This window comes from Thiofilum sp., from assembly GCF_016711335.1.
Taxonomy (GTDB): domain Bacteria; phylum Pseudomonadota; class Gammaproteobacteria; order Thiotrichales; family Thiotrichaceae; genus Thiofilum.
This window is the reverse complement of record NZ_JADJTF010000004.1, coordinates 126,403-146,770: the sequence shown is the minus strand read 5'-3', so window position 1 is coordinate 146,770 and position 20,368 is coordinate 126,403. Positions and strand designations below refer to the sequence as shown.

The 20,368-nt window shown below is 46.0% G+C and carries 19 protein-coding genes and 2 CRISPR repeat arrays; of the genes, 3 read left to right on the top strand and 16 right to left on the bottom strand.

Annotated elements, in window-relative coordinates; genetic code table 11:
• The first annotated feature begins 71 nt into the window (after window positions 1–71).
• Window positions 72–458, top strand: a complete 387-nt coding sequence (locus tag IPL34_RS19835; RefSeq protein ID WP_296843263.1) for a hypothetical protein — start codon at window positions 72–74, stop codon at window positions 456–458.
• Between the two features lie 41 nt (window positions 459–499).
• Here the strand turns inward: IPL34_RS19835 and IPL34_RS19830 are convergent, their stop codons facing one another.
• Both IPL34_RS19830 and IPL34_RS19825 read right to left on the bottom strand, forming a co-directional pair.
• Window positions 500–700, bottom strand: coding sequence for a hypothetical protein (locus tag IPL34_RS19830; protein ID WP_296843262.1), 201 nt, complete (start codon window positions 698–700; stop codon window positions 500–502).
• 9 nt (window positions 701–709) lie between these two features.
• On the bottom strand, window positions 710–937 hold the full coding sequence (locus IPL34_RS19825; RefSeq protein WP_296843261.1) for a hypothetical protein: 228 nt from the start codon (window positions 935–937) through the stop codon (window positions 710–712).
• Window positions 938–1,074: 137 nt separating this feature from the next.
• Here IPL34_RS19825 and IPL34_RS19820 point away from each other — a divergent pair, with 137 nt between their 5' ends.
• Window positions 1,075–1,692: a LysE family translocator gene (locus IPL34_RS19820; protein ID WP_296843260.1), complete on the top strand. Its 618-nt coding sequence runs from the start codon at window positions 1,075–1,077 to the stop codon at window positions 1,690–1,692.
• 58 nt (window positions 1,693–1,750) lie between these two features.
• A complete protein-coding gene (locus IPL34_RS19815) occupies window positions 1,751–2,617 on the top strand; it encodes a cupin domain-containing protein (protein WP_296843259.1) in 867 nt (288 codons plus the stop codon).
• 288 nt (window positions 2,618–2,905) lie between these two features.
• Window positions 2,906–3,841: a CRISPR direct-repeat array (repeat unit 36 nt; unit sequence GTCTTAATCCCTTTTAAACAGGGCAATCGTTTAAAC).
• Between the two features lie 191 nt (window positions 3,842–4,032).
• On the opposite strand, the gene IPL34_RS19810 is transcribed toward IPL34_RS19815, so the two are convergent.
• The 14 genes from IPL34_RS19810 to IPL34_RS19745 all read right to left on the bottom strand — a co-directional run bounded on the left by IPL34_RS19810 (window position 4,033) and on the right by IPL34_RS19745 (window position 20,336).
• Window positions 4,033–4,554, bottom strand: a complete 522-nt coding sequence (locus IPL34_RS19810; protein WP_296843258.1) for a hypothetical protein — start codon at window positions 4,552–4,554, stop codon at window positions 4,033–4,035.
• A gap of 75 nt (window positions 4,555–4,629) precedes the next feature.
• On the bottom strand, window positions 4,630–5,787 hold the full coding sequence (locus IPL34_RS19805; RefSeq protein WP_296843257.1) for a DUF1887 family CARF protein: 1,158 nt from the start codon (window positions 5,785–5,787) through the stop codon (window positions 4,630–4,632).
• A gap of 9 nt (window positions 5,788–5,796) precedes the next feature.
• Window positions 5,797–6,087 carry a CRISPR-associated protein Csx16 gene (csx16, locus tag IPL34_RS19800; RefSeq protein WP_296843256.1) on the bottom strand — a complete coding sequence of 97 codons (291 nt, stop codon included), beginning with the start codon at window positions 6,085–6,087 and terminating at the stop codon, window positions 5,797–5,799.
• A gap of 263 nt (window positions 6,088–6,350) precedes the next feature.
• Window positions 6,351–7,796 carry a TM1812 family CRISPR-associated protein gene (locus tag IPL34_RS19795; protein ID WP_296843255.1) on the bottom strand — a complete coding sequence of 482 codons (1,446 nt, stop codon included), beginning with the start codon at window positions 7,794–7,796 and terminating at the stop codon, window positions 6,351–6,353.
• Window positions 7,797–7,800: 4 nt separating this feature from the next.
• Window positions 7,801–9,237 (bottom strand): type III-B CRISPR module RAMP protein Cmr6, encoded by a 1,437-nt coding sequence (gene cmr6 / locus IPL34_RS19790; RefSeq protein ID WP_296843254.1) that lies wholly within the window; start codon window positions 9,235–9,237, stop codon window positions 7,801–7,803.
• 3 nt (window positions 9,238–9,240) lie between these two features.
• On the bottom strand, window positions 9,241–9,606 hold the full coding sequence (gene cmr5 / locus IPL34_RS19785; protein WP_296843253.1) for a type III-B CRISPR module-associated protein Cmr5: 366 nt from the start codon (window positions 9,604–9,606) through the stop codon (window positions 9,241–9,243).
• Between the two features lie 3 nt (window positions 9,607–9,609).
• On the bottom strand, window positions 9,610–10,515 hold the full coding sequence (gene cmr4, locus IPL34_RS19780; protein ID WP_296843252.1) for a type III-B CRISPR module RAMP protein Cmr4: 906 nt from the start codon (window positions 10,513–10,515) through the stop codon (window positions 9,610–9,612).
• A 20-nt stretch (window positions 10,516–10,535) separates the two neighbouring features.
• Window positions 10,536–11,657: a type III-B CRISPR module-associated Cmr3 family protein gene (locus tag IPL34_RS19775; protein ID WP_296843251.1), complete on the bottom strand. Its 1,122-nt coding sequence runs from the start codon at window positions 11,655–11,657 to the stop codon at window positions 10,536–10,538.
• Window positions 11,654–14,533: a type III-B CRISPR-associated protein Cas10/Cmr2 gene (gene cas10, locus IPL34_RS19770; protein ID WP_296843250.1), complete on the bottom strand. Its 2,880-nt coding sequence runs from the start codon at window positions 14,531–14,533 to the stop codon at window positions 11,654–11,656. The genes IPL34_RS19775 and cas10 overlap by 4 nt, the downstream gene beginning before the upstream one ends.
• Window positions 14,534–14,544: 11 nt before the next feature.
• Entirely contained in the window at window positions 14,545–15,591 is a 1,047-nt protein-coding gene (locus tag IPL34_RS19765) for an RAMP superfamily CRISPR-associated protein (RefSeq protein ID WP_296843249.1), read from the bottom strand.
• Window positions 15,592–15,780: 189 nt separating this feature from the next.
• Window positions 15,781–16,854 carry a CRISPR-associated ring nuclease Csm6 gene (gene csm6, locus IPL34_RS19760; RefSeq protein WP_296843248.1) on the bottom strand — a complete coding sequence of 358 codons (1,074 nt, stop codon included), beginning with the start codon at window positions 16,852–16,854 and terminating at the stop codon, window positions 15,781–15,783.
• A gap of 42 nt (window positions 16,855–16,896) precedes the next feature.
• A CRISPR array of direct repeats spans window positions 16,897–18,191; the repeat unit is 36 nt; unit sequence GTCTTAATCCCTTTTAAACAGGGCAATCGTTTAAAC.
• 184 nt (window positions 18,192–18,375) lie between these two features.
• Window positions 18,376–18,672 carry a CRISPR-associated endonuclease Cas2 gene (gene cas2, locus IPL34_RS19755; protein WP_296843247.1) on the bottom strand — a complete coding sequence of 99 codons (297 nt, stop codon included), beginning with the start codon at window positions 18,670–18,672 and terminating at the stop codon, window positions 18,376–18,378.
• Window positions 18,673–18,707: 35 nt separating this feature from the next.
• Complete coding sequence (gene cas6, locus IPL34_RS19750) at window positions 18,708–19,655, bottom strand: CRISPR system precrRNA processing endoribonuclease RAMP protein Cas6 (protein ID WP_296843246.1); 948 nt, start codon at window positions 19,653–19,655, stop codon at window positions 18,708–18,710.
• 72 nt (window positions 19,656–19,727) lie between these two features.
• Entirely contained in the window at window positions 19,728–20,336 is a 609-nt protein-coding gene (locus IPL34_RS19745; protein ID WP_296843245.1) for a DNA-3-methyladenine glycosylase I, read from the bottom strand.
• Window positions 20,337–20,368: the final 32 nt, after the last annotated feature.

The following is a 20,368-nucleotide window of genomic DNA, read 5'->3' as shown; positions in this document are numbered from 1 at the left end:
TGATCAGCACTGAATTTACTCCTAAAATGATCTTATTTTTGATAATAGCGATGAAAAGCGAGGGAAAAGTGATGCAAGCTAGATTTTTATTAGCCTTAGGTTTAGCAATCGCCACCTTTAATGTACAGGCGGATCAATGCCAACTGATTGAACCCGATCAAATGGCACGAGCCTTAGATCATATTAAGCCCAATAGTACTTATATTGAGTTTTGCGAACCCTGTGGTGACAAGGATTTTTTTAGACGCAAAGCACAAACAGTACGAGCACTAGCAGTCAGTACTCAAAAGGTAGGTAATGAAACGTATTGGGCGTTAAAATTAAATGGTAAGGAAGTGGATCTAGCCTATACTTTTGTGCGTAAAGCGGATGGTTCTTTTATTAATTTATCTAAACTAGCCGACTGCCCGTCTTCTGATGTATCGGTAGGGTTTGCCGCACCGTCTAATACCAAATAGTCAAACCTTATTAAGAGGCTAAGGCTAGTTTTCAAACTAGCCTAAACTTGCCCTATTAAAATCAATACTAGACCTGCTAATAAATAGTAAGCCCCATACTGAAAGCTTAATCCTTTTTTAAACGAATCCGGTATCATAGGCTCCACCATTGGGAAAAAATGTCTAATAGCGCCAATGACCAATACTGCACTAGCAAAAATAATAACCATTACTCCAATAGCTACTAAAATACCTAAACCCATTGTATCTTCCTAATTAAACTTGCGATTAAACAATTGCCGAATATGTTGACTAATAAAAGTACTTAAACCTTTACCTGTTTCGGCTAACTGCTTCATAGTGTCAAAGTTTTCTTTGCCAATTAAAGCAGCCGTATAAAGATAAGTCGCCCCTTTTTTAAACTCTACTAAAATAGCATCATCAGCAATAGCATAGTTCACTACCCCTGATTGGCCTTGTAAATTTTGATAATGACGCATAAGGCAGACTCCTTGTGATTGAATCTAACTGAGGGTCTATTATACTACAGGCTATACTTAAGTACGAGTTTTTTAGCGTTTTTTTGGTTTAAAACTTAAGTATTTAATCTTTTATTATCAATTACTTGGAAGTGCCCATGTCTTTATTACTCACTGCTTTGGTATTGGGCTTATATGCGGGTTTTAGTCCGGGACCTATGCTCACTTTGGTACTATCGGAGACACTTAAGCATGGTACTAAAGCGGGTTTACAAGTAGCCCTTAGCCCTCTTATTACCGATGTACCGATTATTATTTTAGCCTTAGTCTTAATGAATCAATTGGCTCAAATGCAAACCGCATTAGGGATTATGTCTTTAGTCGGTGCATTAGTATTAATATGGATGGGCTATGAAAGTTTAAATACTCAACCCATTGCAATAAATAATTCTTCACTGATAACTAAGCCTGCCTCATTAAAAAAAGGTATTTTAGTTAATTTAGTCAATCCTCATCCCTATATCTTTTGGATCACTATTGGAGCACCTTTAATTTATAAGGCTTATCAGCAGTCTTTAGGTTTAGCGCTAGTAGCCTTACTAGGCTTTTATATTTGTCTAGTAGGGGCTAAGGTATTATTAGCCTTAATTGCAGGTCGCTATCGTCATGCTCTCAGTAGCCAACTGTATTTAATGCTCGTGCGTGGCTTAGGTTTGGTACTGTGGCTTTTTGCCGTATTCATGGCGTGGGAAGGATTTAAATTATTAACTAAGTAATGATTTTTGCTGCTTTTTTAGTACACTAACGGTTTTTCTAAGGCTGATGTTGAACATAATGTCTAGTGCTATTTTAACCCATTTAGGTGCAATGTCTGTTGAGCAATTCTTAGCGGAGTATTGGCAACAAAAACCGCTGCTGATTCGCCAAGCTTTTGCTGATTTTACCAGCCCGATTAGTCCCGATGAATTAGCGGGAATTGCGTGTGATGTGGATACGGCGCGTTTAGTGATCGAAAAGGGTGGTAAAACGCCGTGGGAAGTGCGTCATTCGCCCTTGCGTAAACGGGATTTTACTAAGTTACCGCCGACGCACTGGACGTTATTGGTCAATGATATGAATGAAATTGAGCCAGACTTGCAAGACATTATTGACCCCTTCCGCTTTATTCCTGATTGGCGTATTGATGATTTGATGATCAGTTATGCAGTAGAGGGCGGATCGGTGGGGCCGCATATTGATGCCTATGATGTGTTTTTATTGCAGGGTTTGGGGCAAAGGCGCTGGCAGATTAGTACGCAAGCGGTGAGTGAGGAGAATTTTATTCCGAATCTCGATCTGCGCATTATGCGTGAATTTGTCCCTGAACAAGAGTGGGTAGTGGAAGCGGGAGATTTGCTCTATTTACCGCCGAATGTGCCGCATTATGGGGTAGCCTTGGGTGAGTGTATGACCTATTCGGTGGGTTTTAGAGCGCCGAGTCGGGCGGATTTATTAGAAGAATTATTAGGGCATTGGATGGAATTACCGGAGGCACAGCAGCGTTTTACTGATCCTAAGCGTAGCCTACAGTCCGATCCGACTATTATTTCTGAGCAGGATTTGGAGCGTTTGACCGATTTTGTGATGGAGGCTTTGCCAGATCGAGCGAGGGTTAAAGCGTGGCTGCAAGAAGCTATGGTTCAGGCTAATGATGAGTGTTGATTCGGTAGTTTATGAGTACTATCAAACTATAATTTTAGTATTAAATTAGTACTGTCAAAGTATTTTTTCAGGAGTAGCTGCTAGTATTGGCAGCTTCATTCAGTGATTGATTAAACTTTTTGTTTTGGATGGGTTATGCCCTCAATCCCTTCATAAATCTCTGCAAGGGTCAACACCGCTGCTATGCAGGGTACAGTAATAGTATCTTCCCATTGGTCATATAACCTCACCTCCCACGCTCCCTCAGCATCTCAGCTATAGACCGTCACTTGTGGGTAGATGCGGTAGGTCTTAATCCCTTTTAAACAGGGCAGTCGTTTAAACAACTTGATCACAAGGACTCAGAGGGATTGATTTGTCTTAATCCCTTTTAAACAGGACAGTCGTTTAAACTTGAGAATAGACACTGCCTGCATTTAACCCGCTGTCTTAATCCCTTTTAAACAGGGCAGTCGTTTAAACAGAAAAATTAAAAAAAGAAATAGTTCCTGATAAGTCTTAATCCCTTTTAAACAGGGCAATCGTTTAAACGGTTCGATTCCAGTATTACCCACTTAAATTAGTCTTAATCCCTTTTAAACAGGGCAATCGTTTAAACAGAAAATCAATGGAGCTGTTACACCATCGTTACGTCTTAATCCCTTTTAAACAGGGCAATCGTTTAAACACCCCGCACCGAAGCAATGGCAGAACAATACGCGTCTTAATCCCTTTTAAACAGGGCAATCGTTTAAACTGTGCTGGTTGAAAATATGATAAAAGTGGATCTGTCTTAATCCCTTTTAAACAGGGCAATCGTTTAAACTCAACAGGAAATGTAATTCAATTCAATAGTCAAGGTCTTAATCCCTTTTAAACAGGGCAATCGTTTAAACGCAGCAAAAGCCTTCGCCGCGGCAAAAAAAGAAGGGTCTTAATCCCTTTTAAACAGGGCAATCGTTTAAACGCAGTCCGTCGCCAAAAGGCGATAGATGCAGGAATGTCTTAATCCCTTTTAAACAGGGCAATCGTTTAAACCGAATCTTTCGAGGCATGGGTAGCGACGCACGGTCTTAATCCCTTTTAAACAGGGCAATCGTTTAAACACAGTAACAAAAACAACGGCACGGTATTCAAATCGTCTTAATCCCTTTTAAACAGGGCAATCGTTTAAACGCAACAGCGCGGCTTGAGTCTTGAGGTGACTAAGTCTTAATCCCTTTTAAACAGGGCAATCGTTTAAACCCTTCGTGTCTGGAGAGGCTTTAGAATCAATGACTTGCAAAGACCCTTAGCGGAAATTTTACCTCCAAAAAAGCTAGGGTGGTAAAATTTTAAGCAAAACCCAAAAACCAGATTGTTAAAGAACTTAAACGCCTCATAGTATACCCGTCTATACCCTATTAATCCACCATTCATCACCACTTAACCCACTCCTACCGATACAAAGTTGGCGACAACCTCAACAACCCCAACGCCTGATAACCACCCCCCTCAAAATGATACAACCACACCGCACACCCATTCCCCAACTCCGCCCCCACCATCGCCGCCGCCATACTAGGTCCTGCATGAAAATAATGAATACGATCCACCCCTTGAGCATAAAGCTCCCCCACATGCCCCCGTATCACCCCCCTAAAATGATCAACAGCCTCCAGACCTAAACCATCTTGCTGTACACAAAAAATCCGTTCACGCGGAATACCCCGTAAACCCTCCTGTTGCTGACAATAATTCTCCACCGCCGCCCGAATATTGCGACCGGGCAATAAATCCACAATTAAAATCGCTGGACGCTGACCCGGAGCATTACGAATCGCTTGCAAATAATGACGATACCGACGGCGCTCCCCCCACACCACCTGATACCAAGTAGAAAAGACCGGAATCGCCAACACCAAACCGATCACAATACCAATAGGATCTAACACCTCTTGAATAAACCTAAGCAGCATCAACTTGCACTCTTTTGGTAACTTAACCCAAAATCATGCCGCAAACGGGAGGAAAAAGCGGCAATAACAAGCTTGTTAGTTAGCCTGCATCCATTGCAAAACCTTCTGGCGCAGATTTCTCAAGTCGCCCGCTGCAATAATCTCTAGTGATCTACTTTTGGCTCGCTCTTTTATCACGTCATTAGGTTCTCTAGCACTAACTAGCCATGTTTTGCCGAATAAACCTCTTAACTCATCACCCAAGTCACTTATTTTATAAACCATATCGCTCTCTTTTTGCTCATTATTACCGAACTTCAAAGTTTTACACTCAATAACTAACATCCGATTGCGATGAACTAAAATCACGTCTAGTTCATTAGTCGATTGGCGACTAGTATCCCAGTTGATTTTCACCCCACCGGCAACATGCTCCGGTGCAGCATCACGCGCTATAAAATAGACATACTCTTCTAGCCAAATGCCTCCTAAGTAGCGAGTACGCTCCATATCAAGAAAAGTAATTTCTTTATCACCATCCCAGAGCAATAAACTAGCATTTTGCAGTTTCAGCAAAGCTTCGCGCCATAATTTGTTCGGAGTTCTATCAAGACACTGCAAGGGCTGTGATAACATCAGATCGTGTTTATCCTTGGCTAAAGCTTGTTGAGCTAAATAGTTGAGTATACCAATAAATGAATCTAACACAGGCGATTGTTCAGCAAGATATTTGGTGATGGTTTTACGTGCTAATACTTTTTCAAGCCAATCAGTCTTATCGGACTCGGCACTAAGATATTTAATGCCATATGCTTGTAAATATTGCTTAATGTCCAGTACTGAAAGCAGGGATTCTTTGGATTGATCATGCAGGTTTTCAATACAGTGATGTAAGGTATCGGTATAAATCACTTTTTCTACAGCACCATTAAACACCTCCGACATACCTAACACCATCAACTTATTTCCACCCGTGATATTCAGCGTAATTTGGGCATTCGGAAGTTTCTCGTTAATGGTATGCCATAAGGCGTTAGCATAATCACGAATAGCGGCTATCGTCGCATCTGGCATTGCTTCATGGCGAACCACTACAAAACCCTGCTGCCTCAGCAACCTTTCAAAACGGTCTGTTAGACCCTTTTTAGTTACGTATATGGAGCTAACCAAATGTACTTGGTCGGGCTTTGCCATTAAGACAGGGATATAATTTGCTAAAAGTTGATCAGAGACCAAACAAATATGGATATTCATAGTTATGCCTTAAAGTTTTTGGGCGGAGTAGCCTTCTAGTCGCGCTCCATAGGTGCGCATATCCTCGGCTGATAATTCCTTACCACGAGCATCAGCAGGTAATTCCAACGTTAAATGATAATACGTGCCACCACGGGCGTTGACCTCCGCCACCAAATTAATGGGTAACGTGCCCAAAATACGGTCGCCGAGTTGGACAATATTCACATCAAAATGCGCCAAACGCTCATCAACATGAAAACCCTCTGACTCGGCCCAATCAACAGCCCCCGGATGACGCGAAATAAAATAAGTGGTCATAACAGCCCCTTTTTATAATAAAACTCATATAAAGCGTTTAGCTTTCGGTAAGCTAAAACCATCCAGCCACCGGTGTGGTCAAAAACACCTCTAGCGGCACACCGCCTGTCCCTTTTGCACTTCATCCAAGACTAATAGGGTAGATTGTTGCTGAGCCAACAGCCGCACCACCCGTCATTGCTGTTCAATCCACAAACTTGGCGCGGGCCTACTAGCACTTGCAGGAAACGGCGCGGTTGCAAACGGATATTTAAACTAGCGAGCTAAAATGCTTTTCTCACTGCCAAGTGAGAATGCACAGCCATAATCAGGTTTTTATCATTGGTTCCAATAATAAACTTGCGCCCTTCAGTCCGTTGATGCAGTACATGCCCTTGACCGCCCTGATTGTTAATTTCCTCAATAACCACCTGAAATCCCTGTGCTACTTTCTCGCCGATCATCAAGGCGGCCAAATAACCCGCTGGCAGGCTAGCCTGTTGAGGACTTACATTCTCATCAGTTTTCTCAGAATAGGCGGGATAACTGTTTTCCTGATGGTCAACGCCTAATTTGGCTGCAAACGCGCTCAGTAACTTTTCTAAATGGTCTATCAAGGCTTTAGCAGGGGTTGGGGCAGTGCGGAAGCCACCGTGTTGGATGTCGTTTCGGACATTGCCTAATAGATCAGCGCGTCCGTTGGGATTCTTCTTTTCATTTTCAGCCTCTTGCCAACGGATTTCAGTTGCAGTCCGCTCTGGTTTGCTTAGCAACTCTTCTAAGCTTCTGTCCTTGGCTGCATACAACGAAACCCAGCCCTCGCGCAATACAATCGCGGCTTCCGGGAAGCGCTCGTAGCTGACATATAATTTAGCCAGCTCTAACATTGCCCGATGCCCCTCTGGGCTAAACAAGGTGTCGGCTGGAATTTTTCTTAGCTTAGCTTGCAACTGTTCCAGCACCGGAAACAATGGTCTGAAATGGGTCTGTACTTCGGTTTTGCTTTGCTCAATTTTGGCGAGTACATCGCTGGCACTACCACGTTCTTTGCTGGTGATGATTTGCGGCACACGCACGGTGGAAATATTGTCCGAAAAGGCACGGATGGAATCTGCCAAACTCGCCAGCGTTGTCGGGCGTTTGCCTTGCCCTGCCTTTTGGATGGTCGCATTTTCCTGTTTTGCCAGCGTTGCCAAACCTGCGCCATGCCCAGTTTTCATGAAACTTTGCAGGCTGCTTGACCAGTTGAGCAGCCCAATGAAGGTGCTGATGTCCCAAATCGGTGAGGTGGCTTCATCCTTGCGCCACTCCCCGTAAAAGGCTTGCATCGCAGGCACAGTATCGAGCGTCGAGCGTAGGTAGTTGATAACGGCAGCGGCAAAAAACGGTTGAGCGCGAAAACCGTGGGTAATGTCGAAACTGACATGCGCCACGTTCCCCGCTGTCACCGCCTCGCTAATGATCGAGAATTGTTGCCACAACTCTTCGGTGTTGCCGCCGGATGGAATACGGCGAATGGTCGGGTGCGGCAGTTGCAAGTGCTCCAATTCTTCGGTTAAGCCCTGCGCGTGTGAAGCATACGCTTGTTCCGTTGCCAGCACGGTGATCTCATCGGCTTGCAGAAAGGTTGCCAACGCGGCGGCAACGTAACGGGTTTGGCATTCCTGCCCGTTGAAAGCGTAACGGGTTTCAGCGTAGTTGCCCGTGCCGAGGAAGGTGATTAGGCGCATGCGTTTATCCTTGAATCTCAATTTTTACCAGTTCTTTATCTTGCACATACGCATTCACTTTCACAAACTGATTGCTCATCACTTTTTGTTTGATAGCAGGGGCAAGCGTATTCAGCAGTTCTTCGCCTTTTGGCTTGAGTGCATTAGCGGTTTTGCCGCTTTTCTCAACAGTCAACGTGCCATTAGCGCGGTTGAATTTGATTTTTGCACCCGCCCAGATTTCGGGTTCGGATTCGGCAATAATCGCGGCTTGCTGTGTTTTAGCCTGAGAGTTGGCGGATTTATTAATATCCCGCATCGCTCCATAACCTACCGCTGTTTTCGCACCAAAGCCAAGCCATTTGAAAGCGTGCTCAAAGGCTGTTTGCATCAATGCCTGCCAGTTCTGCACCTCTTTCAAGCGGTACGTATCCGCTGTTACGTGAAAGGTAAATTTGGACTTGGCTGGAATGACCATAAACACAATCGGGTTGGGGCTGCCAGCATCGTGGGGTGTGCCGTTGCCTTGATAGTAATCCCCGTAATGTGGGGTCATCACATCCATCCCCATCGTATTGCCTGCCAATTCGGGAATGGCATCCCAGAATGTCAATGCGCCACCTAAAGATAATTTTTGTCTAATCCCATCCAGTTTTTGCAGAAAACTCTGGGGGGCTGCTACAAAGTCATTCTGCTCCTTACCTTCGGGTACTACTTTCTTAATAAAACTGACCAATTTAGGTTTGTTTACCAAAGCCAGTAAATGAGCATCAAACTGTTGTTTTGACTCTGCCCGTCGCTGCTTTTGCTCATCACTGAGAGCCTGTTTCTCTTTGCCGGTTAAAGACCACCAACTACCGGCTGCACCTTCAAACCCAAATAAAAACCAAACATCAAGTATATCGAATTGACTATTTTCATCAAAAGCCAGTTCTTCTGCTGCACGGCGCAACACGCCTTTGATGCTACTACCGGGTAGATATGGCAATCCGTAAGGGTTCAAGAAAGCAAAACCATTCTCCAGCGGATGCTCCATGCCCATGCCGGTTGCCAATGATGAAGTGGCTTCGGCTTCAAGTGACAATTTCGTATCGACGGCGGCAAGGGAAACCAAAGCCTGTTGGCGTTGGCGTAATGCTGTGATTTGCTCAATCGAGACCAGAGGCACTTTCAATGTTTGACCAAGAGCTTTGCTTTTGCCAGAACTCAACTTGTCCCAGTCATTTCTTCTTTGTATACCTTCTCGCTCAAGAGCAGCTAAGTCATCTTTATCAGCCAATTCTTTTAGGCGATTTTTTTGTCTATTGTCATTACCATCATCTACCTCTCCTGTAATCGTTGAGGCTTTGAAGTAAATCGAGAATTTATGTCCCGGTGCTGTTTCCCTTTCAATTTGCTGTTCTCGTTCAGCAATGTAATCGGGAACGGTTAAGCGTGGAATTTCAAAACTTACTTTCCCCATAAATTACCCCATTGCCTTGCGAGCATCAGCAAATTGGCGAATCCAGCGTAGCAGCGCCATCGTTTCGTTTGTTAACTGCATATAAGTTGCTGAATCAGAATAATGTAAAGCATTTATTGCCTTTTCAAATGATAGCCCACCCATCGAAAAGCGAATATCCAGCCAATTCAATATATGAGCTAACAATTTCTGGTGTTGCTCTTCATTTTTGGCTTGCAAAAAAGCAAGTGTTTGCATCAACCCATTACTCATCATCATGGTGGGTATCGCTTTAGCCAGATTGGTGTATTCTTTTTTGACTAGATTGGGCTTAACTTCACTGATTGCAGCCCATGCAAAGGTTGCTCGTTGTTGGTCTAAAGTTGCCATCGTTTACTTCTCCCCTGCAAAGTGCAATACAACCTGACCGCGCCCAGTGGTCGCATCACCACCAACCTGCACCAGTTTATCGCCCAGTGAATCGGCAAGTTTGCCCATCACCTGCCCAGCATCCATGTGTGCTTCAGGTTTTTTATCTTTCGCATAACGCTCGATAGATGCAAACACGGGGGCAATCAACAGGCTTTCCGGTGGCAGGTTTTCGGTGTAAAACAAGCCGCCATCATCTGCTGTACCACTCTCATCATTGATACGCACATGCGGCTCAACCACGGTCGCATTTTCGACAAAATGGCTGAACGCATCATCCGGCAACAGCACCAGATCGGTTTTGATTTTGTCGCGGAAATATTGGTGGGCGGCATCTTGAGGTAAGGCATTATCCGCCAGCCATGCGGCAACGGTTTTCAAGACCGTCGATTCTTCAGCAGCATATTCAAAGGCTTCTAGCACCAGTTTGCTGTTGCTCAGCACACGGTTGTCGGTGATACAGCATTGGTCTGAACCAGCGGGTGGGATTTCCCAATCAGCTTTTACCCCTGCCAGATTTGCCAAGCGTTTTAGCCGCGCCAATGTCACCGGGGAAACGGCATACACAAAGGCTTGCTTGAGGCTACGCACCGGAAAAGCTACCAGTTGTGCATCGCCGAAGCTGATTGCCCCTGCAAAATCAGGATTTTCTGCCGGGCCAAACAAGCGGTTTAACATGCCATTTTTCCAACCATCGTGACGGTTCAGGTGATGACGGATTGCACCTTTTAAACCAGAACCTGCCATATTCGGGTGATTGGTGTGGCGCTCACGCTGAATCGGGTTGTCGATTACGCCAATGGCTTGCCCAGCCCCCATATGGACAGGCGTGACAGCGTACAAAAACAGTAAACGGGATTGTTCAAACATGATTCTATTCCTTTCGATGTTTACCAAGCAGCTAACAGAACGCGGTTATAGCCCTCTGCTTGACGTGAGTTCAGTGGATTATCTGGTGTTTTAGCCCATAAGCCTTGTGTCACCAGCTTGTCGAGTGCCGCGAAGTCGCCCGTGGCTTGGTCAAACCAATAGACACTGCCAGCCGGTGCGGTACGTTCAGCATCTTTGGGAAACCATTTCACCAAATCCCAGCCGGACACCACTTCTGCACGAGAAACCGCAGCACAGGCAAGACGGGCTTTGAAACCATCCAGCTTGAGCCAATATGCGCCGTTTTCCTCTTCGATACCGTCGGGTAGCCAGCCATTGGCAAACAAACCGGGGGTCAGTAACACCAGTTTGAAAGTGGCAGATTTGGGGATAGCGTTAATGGCTGGCGCATCTGTTAGGGAAAATTCGGCGGCACGACCATCACCACCCAAACGGATGAAACCGGATTCCGGCAAGTCATCGCCATTGGCAATGCCAACCACTAACCCCGCTGTAATGCCCTTATTCTCTGGTTGTTGCGGAACAGTATGTTCAACCGTAAACAGTTTGCCCTCGTCAGCCGTTCGGGAATCACAGTTCAAACCGATACCAATACGGAATTCCTTGCCCCACAATTCGGCCTGTTTGGTAATGTGCGTTTCAGTCAGCGTTTCACCGCCCAAATAAGCAGCTATGCCAGATTGGTTCAATAACCAACCGTTTTCCGGCTTGGCGGGTTTGCCTTGGCGCAAAATAGGCATCATCGGCAATTGTGAAACTTGGCTGTGCTGGATTGCACTATCCAGCTTCTGTGGCTTCAGCTTGCGGACAACCTTACCTTCACCTTTGCTTTTATCCTTATCCGTTACCAACAAATCAGCGGGTAAGGGCAAAAACAGCTCAACCTTGCCGTGTTTATCCTGACGTGCTGGAAATACACCCGTGATACTGAAAGGGCTTTGCTGGATAGCATTTGCATCACCGCCATTGTTGACCCACAGCACCGAACGGAATGCACCGGATAACACCGATGGTTTGGGCGGAAAGTTGCTTTCACCGTGTGAACCCGCATCGCCAAACAATTTGTTGCCACGAATGGAAATCGTGTCCACCGCATTGACAAAACGATAAGTCGTGCTCATAGCGTTACGTCTCCTTTCAATTTTTCATGGCGCGTTTCACGGGCAAGAAATTCAGCCACCAGCAGCATGTTTTCCAATGCCTCAGCGGGTTTGTCCTGATGATGTGTTGCAAAATAAGCAGCCAGTTCAAGTGCCAGATTAGGCTCGCCGCCTTGCCGTCCAAACTGGTAAGCCAAATTGGTTCTCAGCATTTCACTATCTGGCCGTGGTGGTAGTTGCTTTAGCCATGTTAGGGAGTGGTAAGCTGCACGGCGGGAAACTTTTTCACTAGCCAGCATTGCCATGAGTTTGGCGAGTAGTTCGGGGGCATTTTTGCCAGTTGGATCAATATTATTGCCATTAGAGTCTATGTGTTCCCATTTGTCGGTCACACTGATTTCACCGCCTGCGCGTTTGAATACGTGTAGGGAAAAAGCATTACGCCCGCCTGCATTCTTGGCTTTGGATTCGGCAGCGCGTAACTGGCGCAAAACATAGCCAAGCGGTGCTTGGTGGTGGGCAACCACTGCACCGCAAGAGGCTTCGGCTTTTTCGCCCATTGTCATCAGCAGTTTGCCATCCAACAGCAGATAACCATTTTTGCTATCGACACGCTTGCGTGTCTTGGCGTCCAGCCTGTTAGCAACCCATTCGGGCACAGGTTTACCGGAATACAGATAACGCAGCATCGTCATCGCAGGCAGCAAATCATCCACGCAAACGAAGGCCAGCACGTCATCACCACCCGAATAAATCAGCTTGCCCTTGAAGCAATCTTCCACCACGAACCGCGCCACTTTGATGGAAAACTGGTTCAAGGCTTCAGAAATGGCGCGGTGACGTGCGGGGGAGGTCTGACGCTTTTCCTGCAAGTAGTTTTTCAGGCTCGTATTTTTATCAATCAGCTTCTTGAAAGCATCGCTATTGAGAATATTGGGATGCCAGCAATCCTGATAGGCAATTTGTGTTGCTTCATCCCCTGATACCCATGCCCCCATTTTGTCGCCATCCAGCAGGATCATGCCGTAATAGGTTTCGGGAGCAGTACCCAAGATGTTTTTCAGCTTACCTGCAAGCCTTCCATCCTCATCTGCATCCATTGCTGCGGGTAGGCGTTTGGCAATCGCTTCAAAATTACCATTTACCCTTACTTTGCGGTTTAATGCGAGCGGCAGCGCCACTGTTTCTTGCTTGAGCAAATCTTCCTTACGGCTAAGTTCAGCCAGCTTTTGCAGTGTTTCAGGTTCGTTACTGATATTTTCTGCCAACTTATCGAGTGTTACCGCCAAAGCCAGCGTATGGGTGGAAACCACATAACGTTGCACATCGTTACCAACGATTGCGCTGATTTCATCCCGGAACAAGGTAGGCCACAAGCGTTTGATGGTGTTTAGTGCATCCAGATGTTCACCTTTTTTCGCCCAACTAGGCTTTTTATCGGCAAGGCGTGTCCAAAGGGTATCTTTCCGTTGCCCTGATGGTAGGTCTAGCTGTGACTTATCTAGGGTTAGCCATTCGCGTTCCCCGTTCATGCTGGAGCGGAATCCCTTCTGCTTGAGTTGGGCGAACGGGCGGGCTGATTTGGAAGCTGCCGCTACGCGGTCAAGCAACTCATACAGAGCGGGGTACAGTACACCCGGATTGGGGGTATAGAATTTCGCGCCATCCAGCTCAATACCTTTTTGCAGCACTTGCCAAGCCTTACCACCCAGAAATCCAACTTCGTCACCTTCAGGATAGAAATTGCTGAGGATAGGTTGTAGTTGAGTCGTATCTGCCTGTTTGTCTTTGGTTGCCAATGACCACGGCACAGCCGCCCAGTAGACTTCGGGGAAGCCTGCTAGTTGCTGCTTGATTTGCTCAAAGCAATACAGGGAGTCGTCGGCTTCATCAACGCCAATGGTTTTCAGGATACGTCTTAGGCTTGTATCCCCCAGTTCCTGCACAAACAAACGGACATTGCGCTCAATCTTTTCGGCAATATTCTTGGCTTGATCGGCGGGAACAAGCGCAACAAAGCGGTTAGGCAATGCTGCGGCGAAGAGTGGATTGGTATCTGTTTTTTGTTGGAAACATTCAAGCTGATCAAAGCGTTGTTTAGCTTTTTCATCGGTCTTGAGTTGATCCCGCAACCAAACATCCACCAGCGGCACACCGCGCAGATTGGGGAACAGCACAGCATCTGGCCCGAATTGTTCACACACCACTTTCATGCCTTCCCAAGCAATCCGCGCCAGCAAATGCGAACCTGCCCATAGGTCAGAGGTGCTACGCGCTTCAGCAATAAAGCCTTGTACCGGACCGAAACTGACTGACAGCAAGGCGGGTGTACCGTCTTTGCCCGCAGTCATTGCCCCGGCAAAAGCGGACACAATGTCCAGATGCGCCCAGATGGAATGATCGGGGATACGGGTGTCGGCAGGCAGATTTTGCCAAAGGTGATTTAAGTCTGGTGCAGGGGATTCAGGGCCAAAACGCCAGTAATTCAGCAGCGTCTTCTGCCAGTCGGGCGTGCCGTCTTCACCGTTAATGATCAACGAACGGAAGTGGTCTTCACTGACTTTTTTCAAGTGTTCGGGGTGAAGGTTGTCCAATTTACCAAGGTCAAACGCTTTACCTGTCAGCGGATGTTTCAGCACTGGCTTGTCGGCAAAATCCACTTGTGTCCAAGCCGCATACCTTTTGCCTTCAGTCGGAAATTGCGGGCGGTCAGCAGCAGAGGCGTACCAATCTGCCTGTTCCAGTATATCGCCGTAATCAATGCCCAGCTCATCACGCAGGCGTTTGACCGTTCCCCACTCATGGCCGGTTTTATCGCGTAACAGGATCAGCGCCTTTTCAGCCGGATCGTGCAGCCATGCCGCCAGCTTGGTTTTCCAGAGGTTGTTATTGCTCATGGTGTTATTCCTTATTGCAGGCGGGTTAGGTTGGTTTTGTTTTTATCGTCCAGCACCTTGTGTACTTCCTGCCAAATGTTTAATTCTTGCGGTCTAGGGCGCAAAGATTGGGCTAGCTCTTCGGGCAAGCGACAAGGAAGGTGAACGATTAGTCCGTGATATTTATTTCCTTCTTTCACTACTTTGAATCGAATATGATTGCCCAACCTACCATTTTTCTTTTTCCATTCAATGAAATCATGGCGGGTAACAGGATAAGCAAGCAAGTGCCGAGGGTGAAAATTGCCATCAGGCTTGGCTTGAGGAAATTTGAAATAAGGTGCAGTACGAAAGGCAATTTTCACACGAGCCAGTTCGCGCATTGCATCACGCCATGAAGTTTGCGGTGTCGTTTTCCAAACAAGAATACCTTTACTATCTGAGCCAATCGCATGAGGCCAATCCAGTTGCAGACACTCATGCAGTGGGCGAACTAAGCCCTGAAGACTAAGCGAACTTAATGTTTTAAAAGTGAGTATTCCATCTTGGGGAGATACGTTCAAAGAACCCCAACCATTACGTGAACGTGACCCCAATGTTCCAAACCACGCTATCAGTTGAATTGCTTGTGCGATCTTTTTAGTGTGGGCATCGGGAAAACCCAGCCAGAGATCAGCAGTTTGCTTTTCTGGTTCGATTGCGTTTTTGTTCGCATTAATCGGGCCATAGCCAAGGTAAACATTGGTTTGGATGTTCATGCCGCCACCCTTGCCAACTTCCTCATGGAAAACTGTACCCGAACTGGGAATTGAGTTTAAAGAACCTTTTTCCCAGTGATTCAGCCTGATACGCACCAAACTCTTGCGGTTATCTCCTTCGTGGGCTTGTCCAAACAGGCTACCCTCCTCTCTGCGCATTTCAGCGATATTGACCTGAAATTGTTTGTCTGCTGCATAAGCAACCCGCCACCACTGGCGGAGCAGTGCCTTAAACGGTGGTGTGCGCCATTGCGCTTGTTGTTCCGCATTACTAAGGAAAGCGGGTGTCGTGAATGACACGGTGTAGGATAATTCTTGCATCAACAATGCCCTTTGTTGAGATGAGGTTTAGGTTATACCGCATTATTCCTGATACTAAATAATAAGCAAGTAGCGACAAGCTTGTTGAAATTAAAAAAACACCAACCCTGAGTATAGCGATATGTATCCAAAGAGTATCTTTATAGTGTTTTTGCAATACTTTTAGAGTACTTTTTCAGTATTCTATTGTTATATTTCCTCAATAGCCTCAGGTGCTAGGGTAATGCCAAAACAGGTTTTGGGGCGTTTGCCTTGAGCATGAATGAGATAGGGTTGTGCTTTGGTTTTACCTAATGCGGTAATCAAGGCTTTATTCGTAGTCGATTTGCGTTCCTCAAACCAGCTTTTGCTAAAGCCCTCACTTAAGCCTTTAGCCACCACTTCATAGTGACTATTCCGCTCAAATAAACGCTCATAGCACTGAAGAAATTGCGTAGCCAGATCAGGGGTTTCGTCACTAGACCAATGAATAGGCGCTTGCTGATGGAGACGGCGTAATAACATCCAAATATAAAAAGTAGCCTGTATAGGGGTAAATTCGATGAGTACGCCACTACATCGAACTTGAGCGCGGCGTCTATGGAACTCAACCTTGGGCGGGTCAAAGCGTACTTGGGTGGCTTTAATAATCTCGGTAAAGCTTTTTTGGCTATGCAAGGCTTCCAGCGGTAACTCTTCACGTAGGCGTAAAAATGGTATATCCGCCAACGTGACTTCAATGGTAGCCGCATCCACCTGCGAACCGTCGGCTTTAGTGAGTATTTGGATATGTGGGGGTGGGTAATAAAACTGCTCTTGCCACATGTAGTCATCATCCACCAGTACATGGGTCAAGCGATCTTGCGGGCGACCAAATAGTGACAGCGCATAGCCCATGTAATAGGTCATAGTGCGCCGCCCACCCGATAGAGACACATGCAAACTGCTATTGGCATCTGCTGTTAATTCGCGCACACAGTGCATGATGCAGTCGGCCGCACATGCGTTATCGTGGCTGCTACGAATATCGTCAAGGGCTTTGCCGTGTGGGGTGCTAATCAGGTGGAGGTGTTCGGGTTTTAGGCTTAGGGCTGGAAGTTGGTAGTCGTGGCAGAGTTGGGCGAGCCGGTGATGGGGGGCGCTGAGTTGGGTGTTGATGATGTTAGCGCCTTTGGTGGTGGTGATGATGTGGATTTCAGTAGGTATCCAAGGTTTGGGCTGTTGGCAGGCTAGGGCATAGAGGGTTTCGGTAATCAAAGTATGAAAAAAACAGTAGCTATGCACGTTTCTGCACTTAGTAGAGGGCAAAAAATATTTTGCCCCTACATCTTAATCCCTTTTAAACAGGGCAATCGTTTAAACCGAAGGTCTAAACGCCAGCCCTGAGCAAGGCGGGGTCTTAATCCCTTTTAAACAGGGCAATCGTTTAAACTTAGACTTCCTAGTGAAGGTCTAAACGCCAGCCCTGGTCTTAATCCCTTTTAAACAGGGCAATCGTTTAAACCTAAATGATGTATCAAGACGTATCCCCTCTCACTGTCTTAATCCCTTTTAAACAGGGCAATCGTTTAAACGACTGATATTGCCAGTGCTGAGGAAACTGAAGTGTCTTAATCCCTTTTAAACAGGGCAATCGTTTAAACCGACAAGGACTACGAAGCAATCCGGAATAAATTGTCTTAATCCCTTTTAAACAGGGCAATCGTTTAAACGTTTTCAGAATACTTGATGGTGGTAATAAGCCACCGTCTTAATCCCTTTTAAACAGGGCAATCGTTTAAACACAGGGTTTTCTGCAATATCCGGCAAATCATGGGGTCTTAATCCCTTTTAAACAGGGCAATCGTTTAAACGTTATCGATTCATGCGAAAAAGCCGAATGGCTGGGTCTTAATCCCTTTTAAACAGGGCAATCGTTTAAACGTTGTCGAAGTGTGCACACCTAGCTATCTCTATGTCTTAATCCCTTTTAAACAGGGCAATCGTTTAAACATGCCGTCTGCGAGTAACATGCAAATTGTTAATTGTCTTAATCCCTTTTAAACAGGGCAATCGTTTAAACCGACTTAAAAAAGGAAATCTTAGCCTTCTTAGTGGTCTTAATCCCTTTTAAACAGGGCAATCGTTTAAACCTAACAAGGCTTGCTTGCCTCCAATATGTAGCGTCTTAATCCCTTTTAAACAGGGCAATCGTTTAAACGCCTACCGGACTATTTCCCATCAGAATTATCCCGTCTTAATCCCTTTTAAACAGGGCAATCGTTTAAACAATGCACGGCTGAAAACTGTGTACGAAAAAACTCAGTCTTAATCCCTTTTAAACAGGGCAATCGTTTAAACAATGATTAGTTCCGAATTATCTGAAACTGTACGCCGTCTTAATCCCTTTTAAACAGGGCAATCGTTTAAACATAGGAGGAAATTTAAATTTAGGAAGTGAAGGAAGTCTTAATCCCTTTTAAACAGGGCAATCGTTTAAACCATCATGAGATAACCATGCCTGCTGGTTTACCCTGTCTTAATCCCTTTTAAACAGGGCAATCGTTTAAACGAGCGCTACGGTAATTTGGGAAATCCCGAATACGGTCTTAATCCCTTTTAAACAGGGCAATCGTTTAAACCCTTCGTGTCTGGAGAGGCTTTAGAGTCAATGACTTGCAAAGACCCTTAGCGGAAATTTTACCTCCAAAAAAGCTAGGGTGGTAAAATCTTAAGCAAAACCCAAAAACCAGATTGTTAAAGAACTTAAACGCCTCAGAGTATAAACCTCTATCCTTCATTAATCCACCATTCATCGCCATATTATTACTCCTCATCCGCCCGATACCGCAGCAGTGGCGGCAAACGCAACCCTTCCAGCATCACCCCCTCATCCCACAACGCCCGCCCCAACCCACACCACTGCGGCTCACTCGGCAAAGGATAAATACGCACATCATCCTGCTTAGCGTGAATCAAAGCCGCCAAACGCTTAATCAAGCGCTCACGTCCCCGTGCATTCAACTCCACCAAAAACACCGAATACTGCAACGGCACTGCCTGCTTTTTTAACAAACGATGCACCCGCCCCAAACGTTTAAGAGATGAATCCGTACCGACCACGGCACATACACATTGTCACTAAAACCATTGTGTACTCACACCGCCTCTAACCGATAAGCTCCCAATCCCATCACCGTACCCTTACCCACCTGCACCCACTGCCCAAACCATAACCAAGGCCAAACCGTCGTTAAGCCCTCGCCTGAGAGCACCACACTTCCCATCATGCCATCCATCTGCACTAAGCGCTGCTGACGATTAGAAAAACGCGACCACGCTTGCCAATACAATGTGCTTTGCTCCAGCCTTAGGGTACTAGCGGCTTGCTGTAGCGCAGGTATTAGCTCATCCATTCCAGACCACGCTTGCCCCCAATAAGCGGCCAATAATGAGATACGCCGTACTAAACCCATAACCAAAACATCAGGGGTAAAATGGGCTGGCTTTAACAAACGCTCTTGATACTGCGCACGATAGGGCGTGAGCCAAGTGAGTTGCACCCTACTAGGTGCGCTAGGAATTAACAGCTCACTAGGTGGTAAAGCCTTAAGTGACATATCAGGTTGATAGATTAACTGCCAATCTTGTTCACCTAAAGCTGATTCTTGATAGACCGCGTGAAGCTGTAAGCGAGCCTGTGCCTTACCCAAACCGTGCCGACCCAATTGTTCAAAGGCATAGAGCAAATAGGAAAGTTGTTGATGAGCGTGCCCGATTAAGGTCAATCCGATAGTCAGTAATGCACCCTGACTAAATGAAGCACCTGAAGTCGCTAAGGGATGAATACTATAAGGGTGCGGAGCATGATTAATCTTACCTAGCAAAGGTTCACGCCCTGCGGGTGTTTCAAAGAGTTGGCTATAAACGCATTGCCCCCGCAGCAAGCAATGCTCACATTGTGGTAAACGTGTAATACATACCGTGCGCTTTAAGGCATGTCCCCATGCACCGCGCCACATCGACCCCGCATAGTGCGGAAATTGTCCCTCAGTCTGAGCTACATACTCCAATTGATAACGCTGTACATCTAACTGAAAAACCATTTAAACAATACTCCTACAGTACTTGATATTTACCGTTAAAGTACTGTTTTAATAGTTGCTATGCGGAAAGTTCTACACCTTTTCGCCTAATGCCTTGACTCGCTCACGACAATGACAATCCCACTGATGATCATTCACCAACCCCACCGCTTGCATATAGGCGTAGCAGGTCGTCGAGCCTAAAAACTTAAAACCACGGCGCTTTAAATCTTTAGCTAAAGCATCGGACTCTGGGCTAGTCGCACGATAATCAGCAGGCGAGCGAATCTCACGCTGCTGCGGTTTACCTCCCACCAATGCCCAAAGGTATTGCGCAAAACTGCCGCACTCCGTCTGGATAGCTAAAAAATGCTTAGCGTTATTAATCAATGCCTCAAATTTACCGCGATGACGGATTAAGCCCTGATTAGCCATTAGCTCATCAATCTTAGCCACATCATAAAGCGCAACTTTGGCGGGATCAAAGCCATCAAAAGCTTGTCGATAAGCCTCACGCTTCACCAATACGGTGTACCAACTCAAACCTGCTTGGCTGGCTTCTAGACATAAACATTCAAACAAATAATGCTCGTCAAAAGAGGGAACGCCCCACTCCTCATCATGATATTGCACATAATCGCTTTTATTGAGGTTTAACCAAGCGCAACGCGGTGGGGTAATGGGTAAGCTAGGGTTCAGCATAAAAATCGCTTTAAATGAATTTTAGAGGGTTT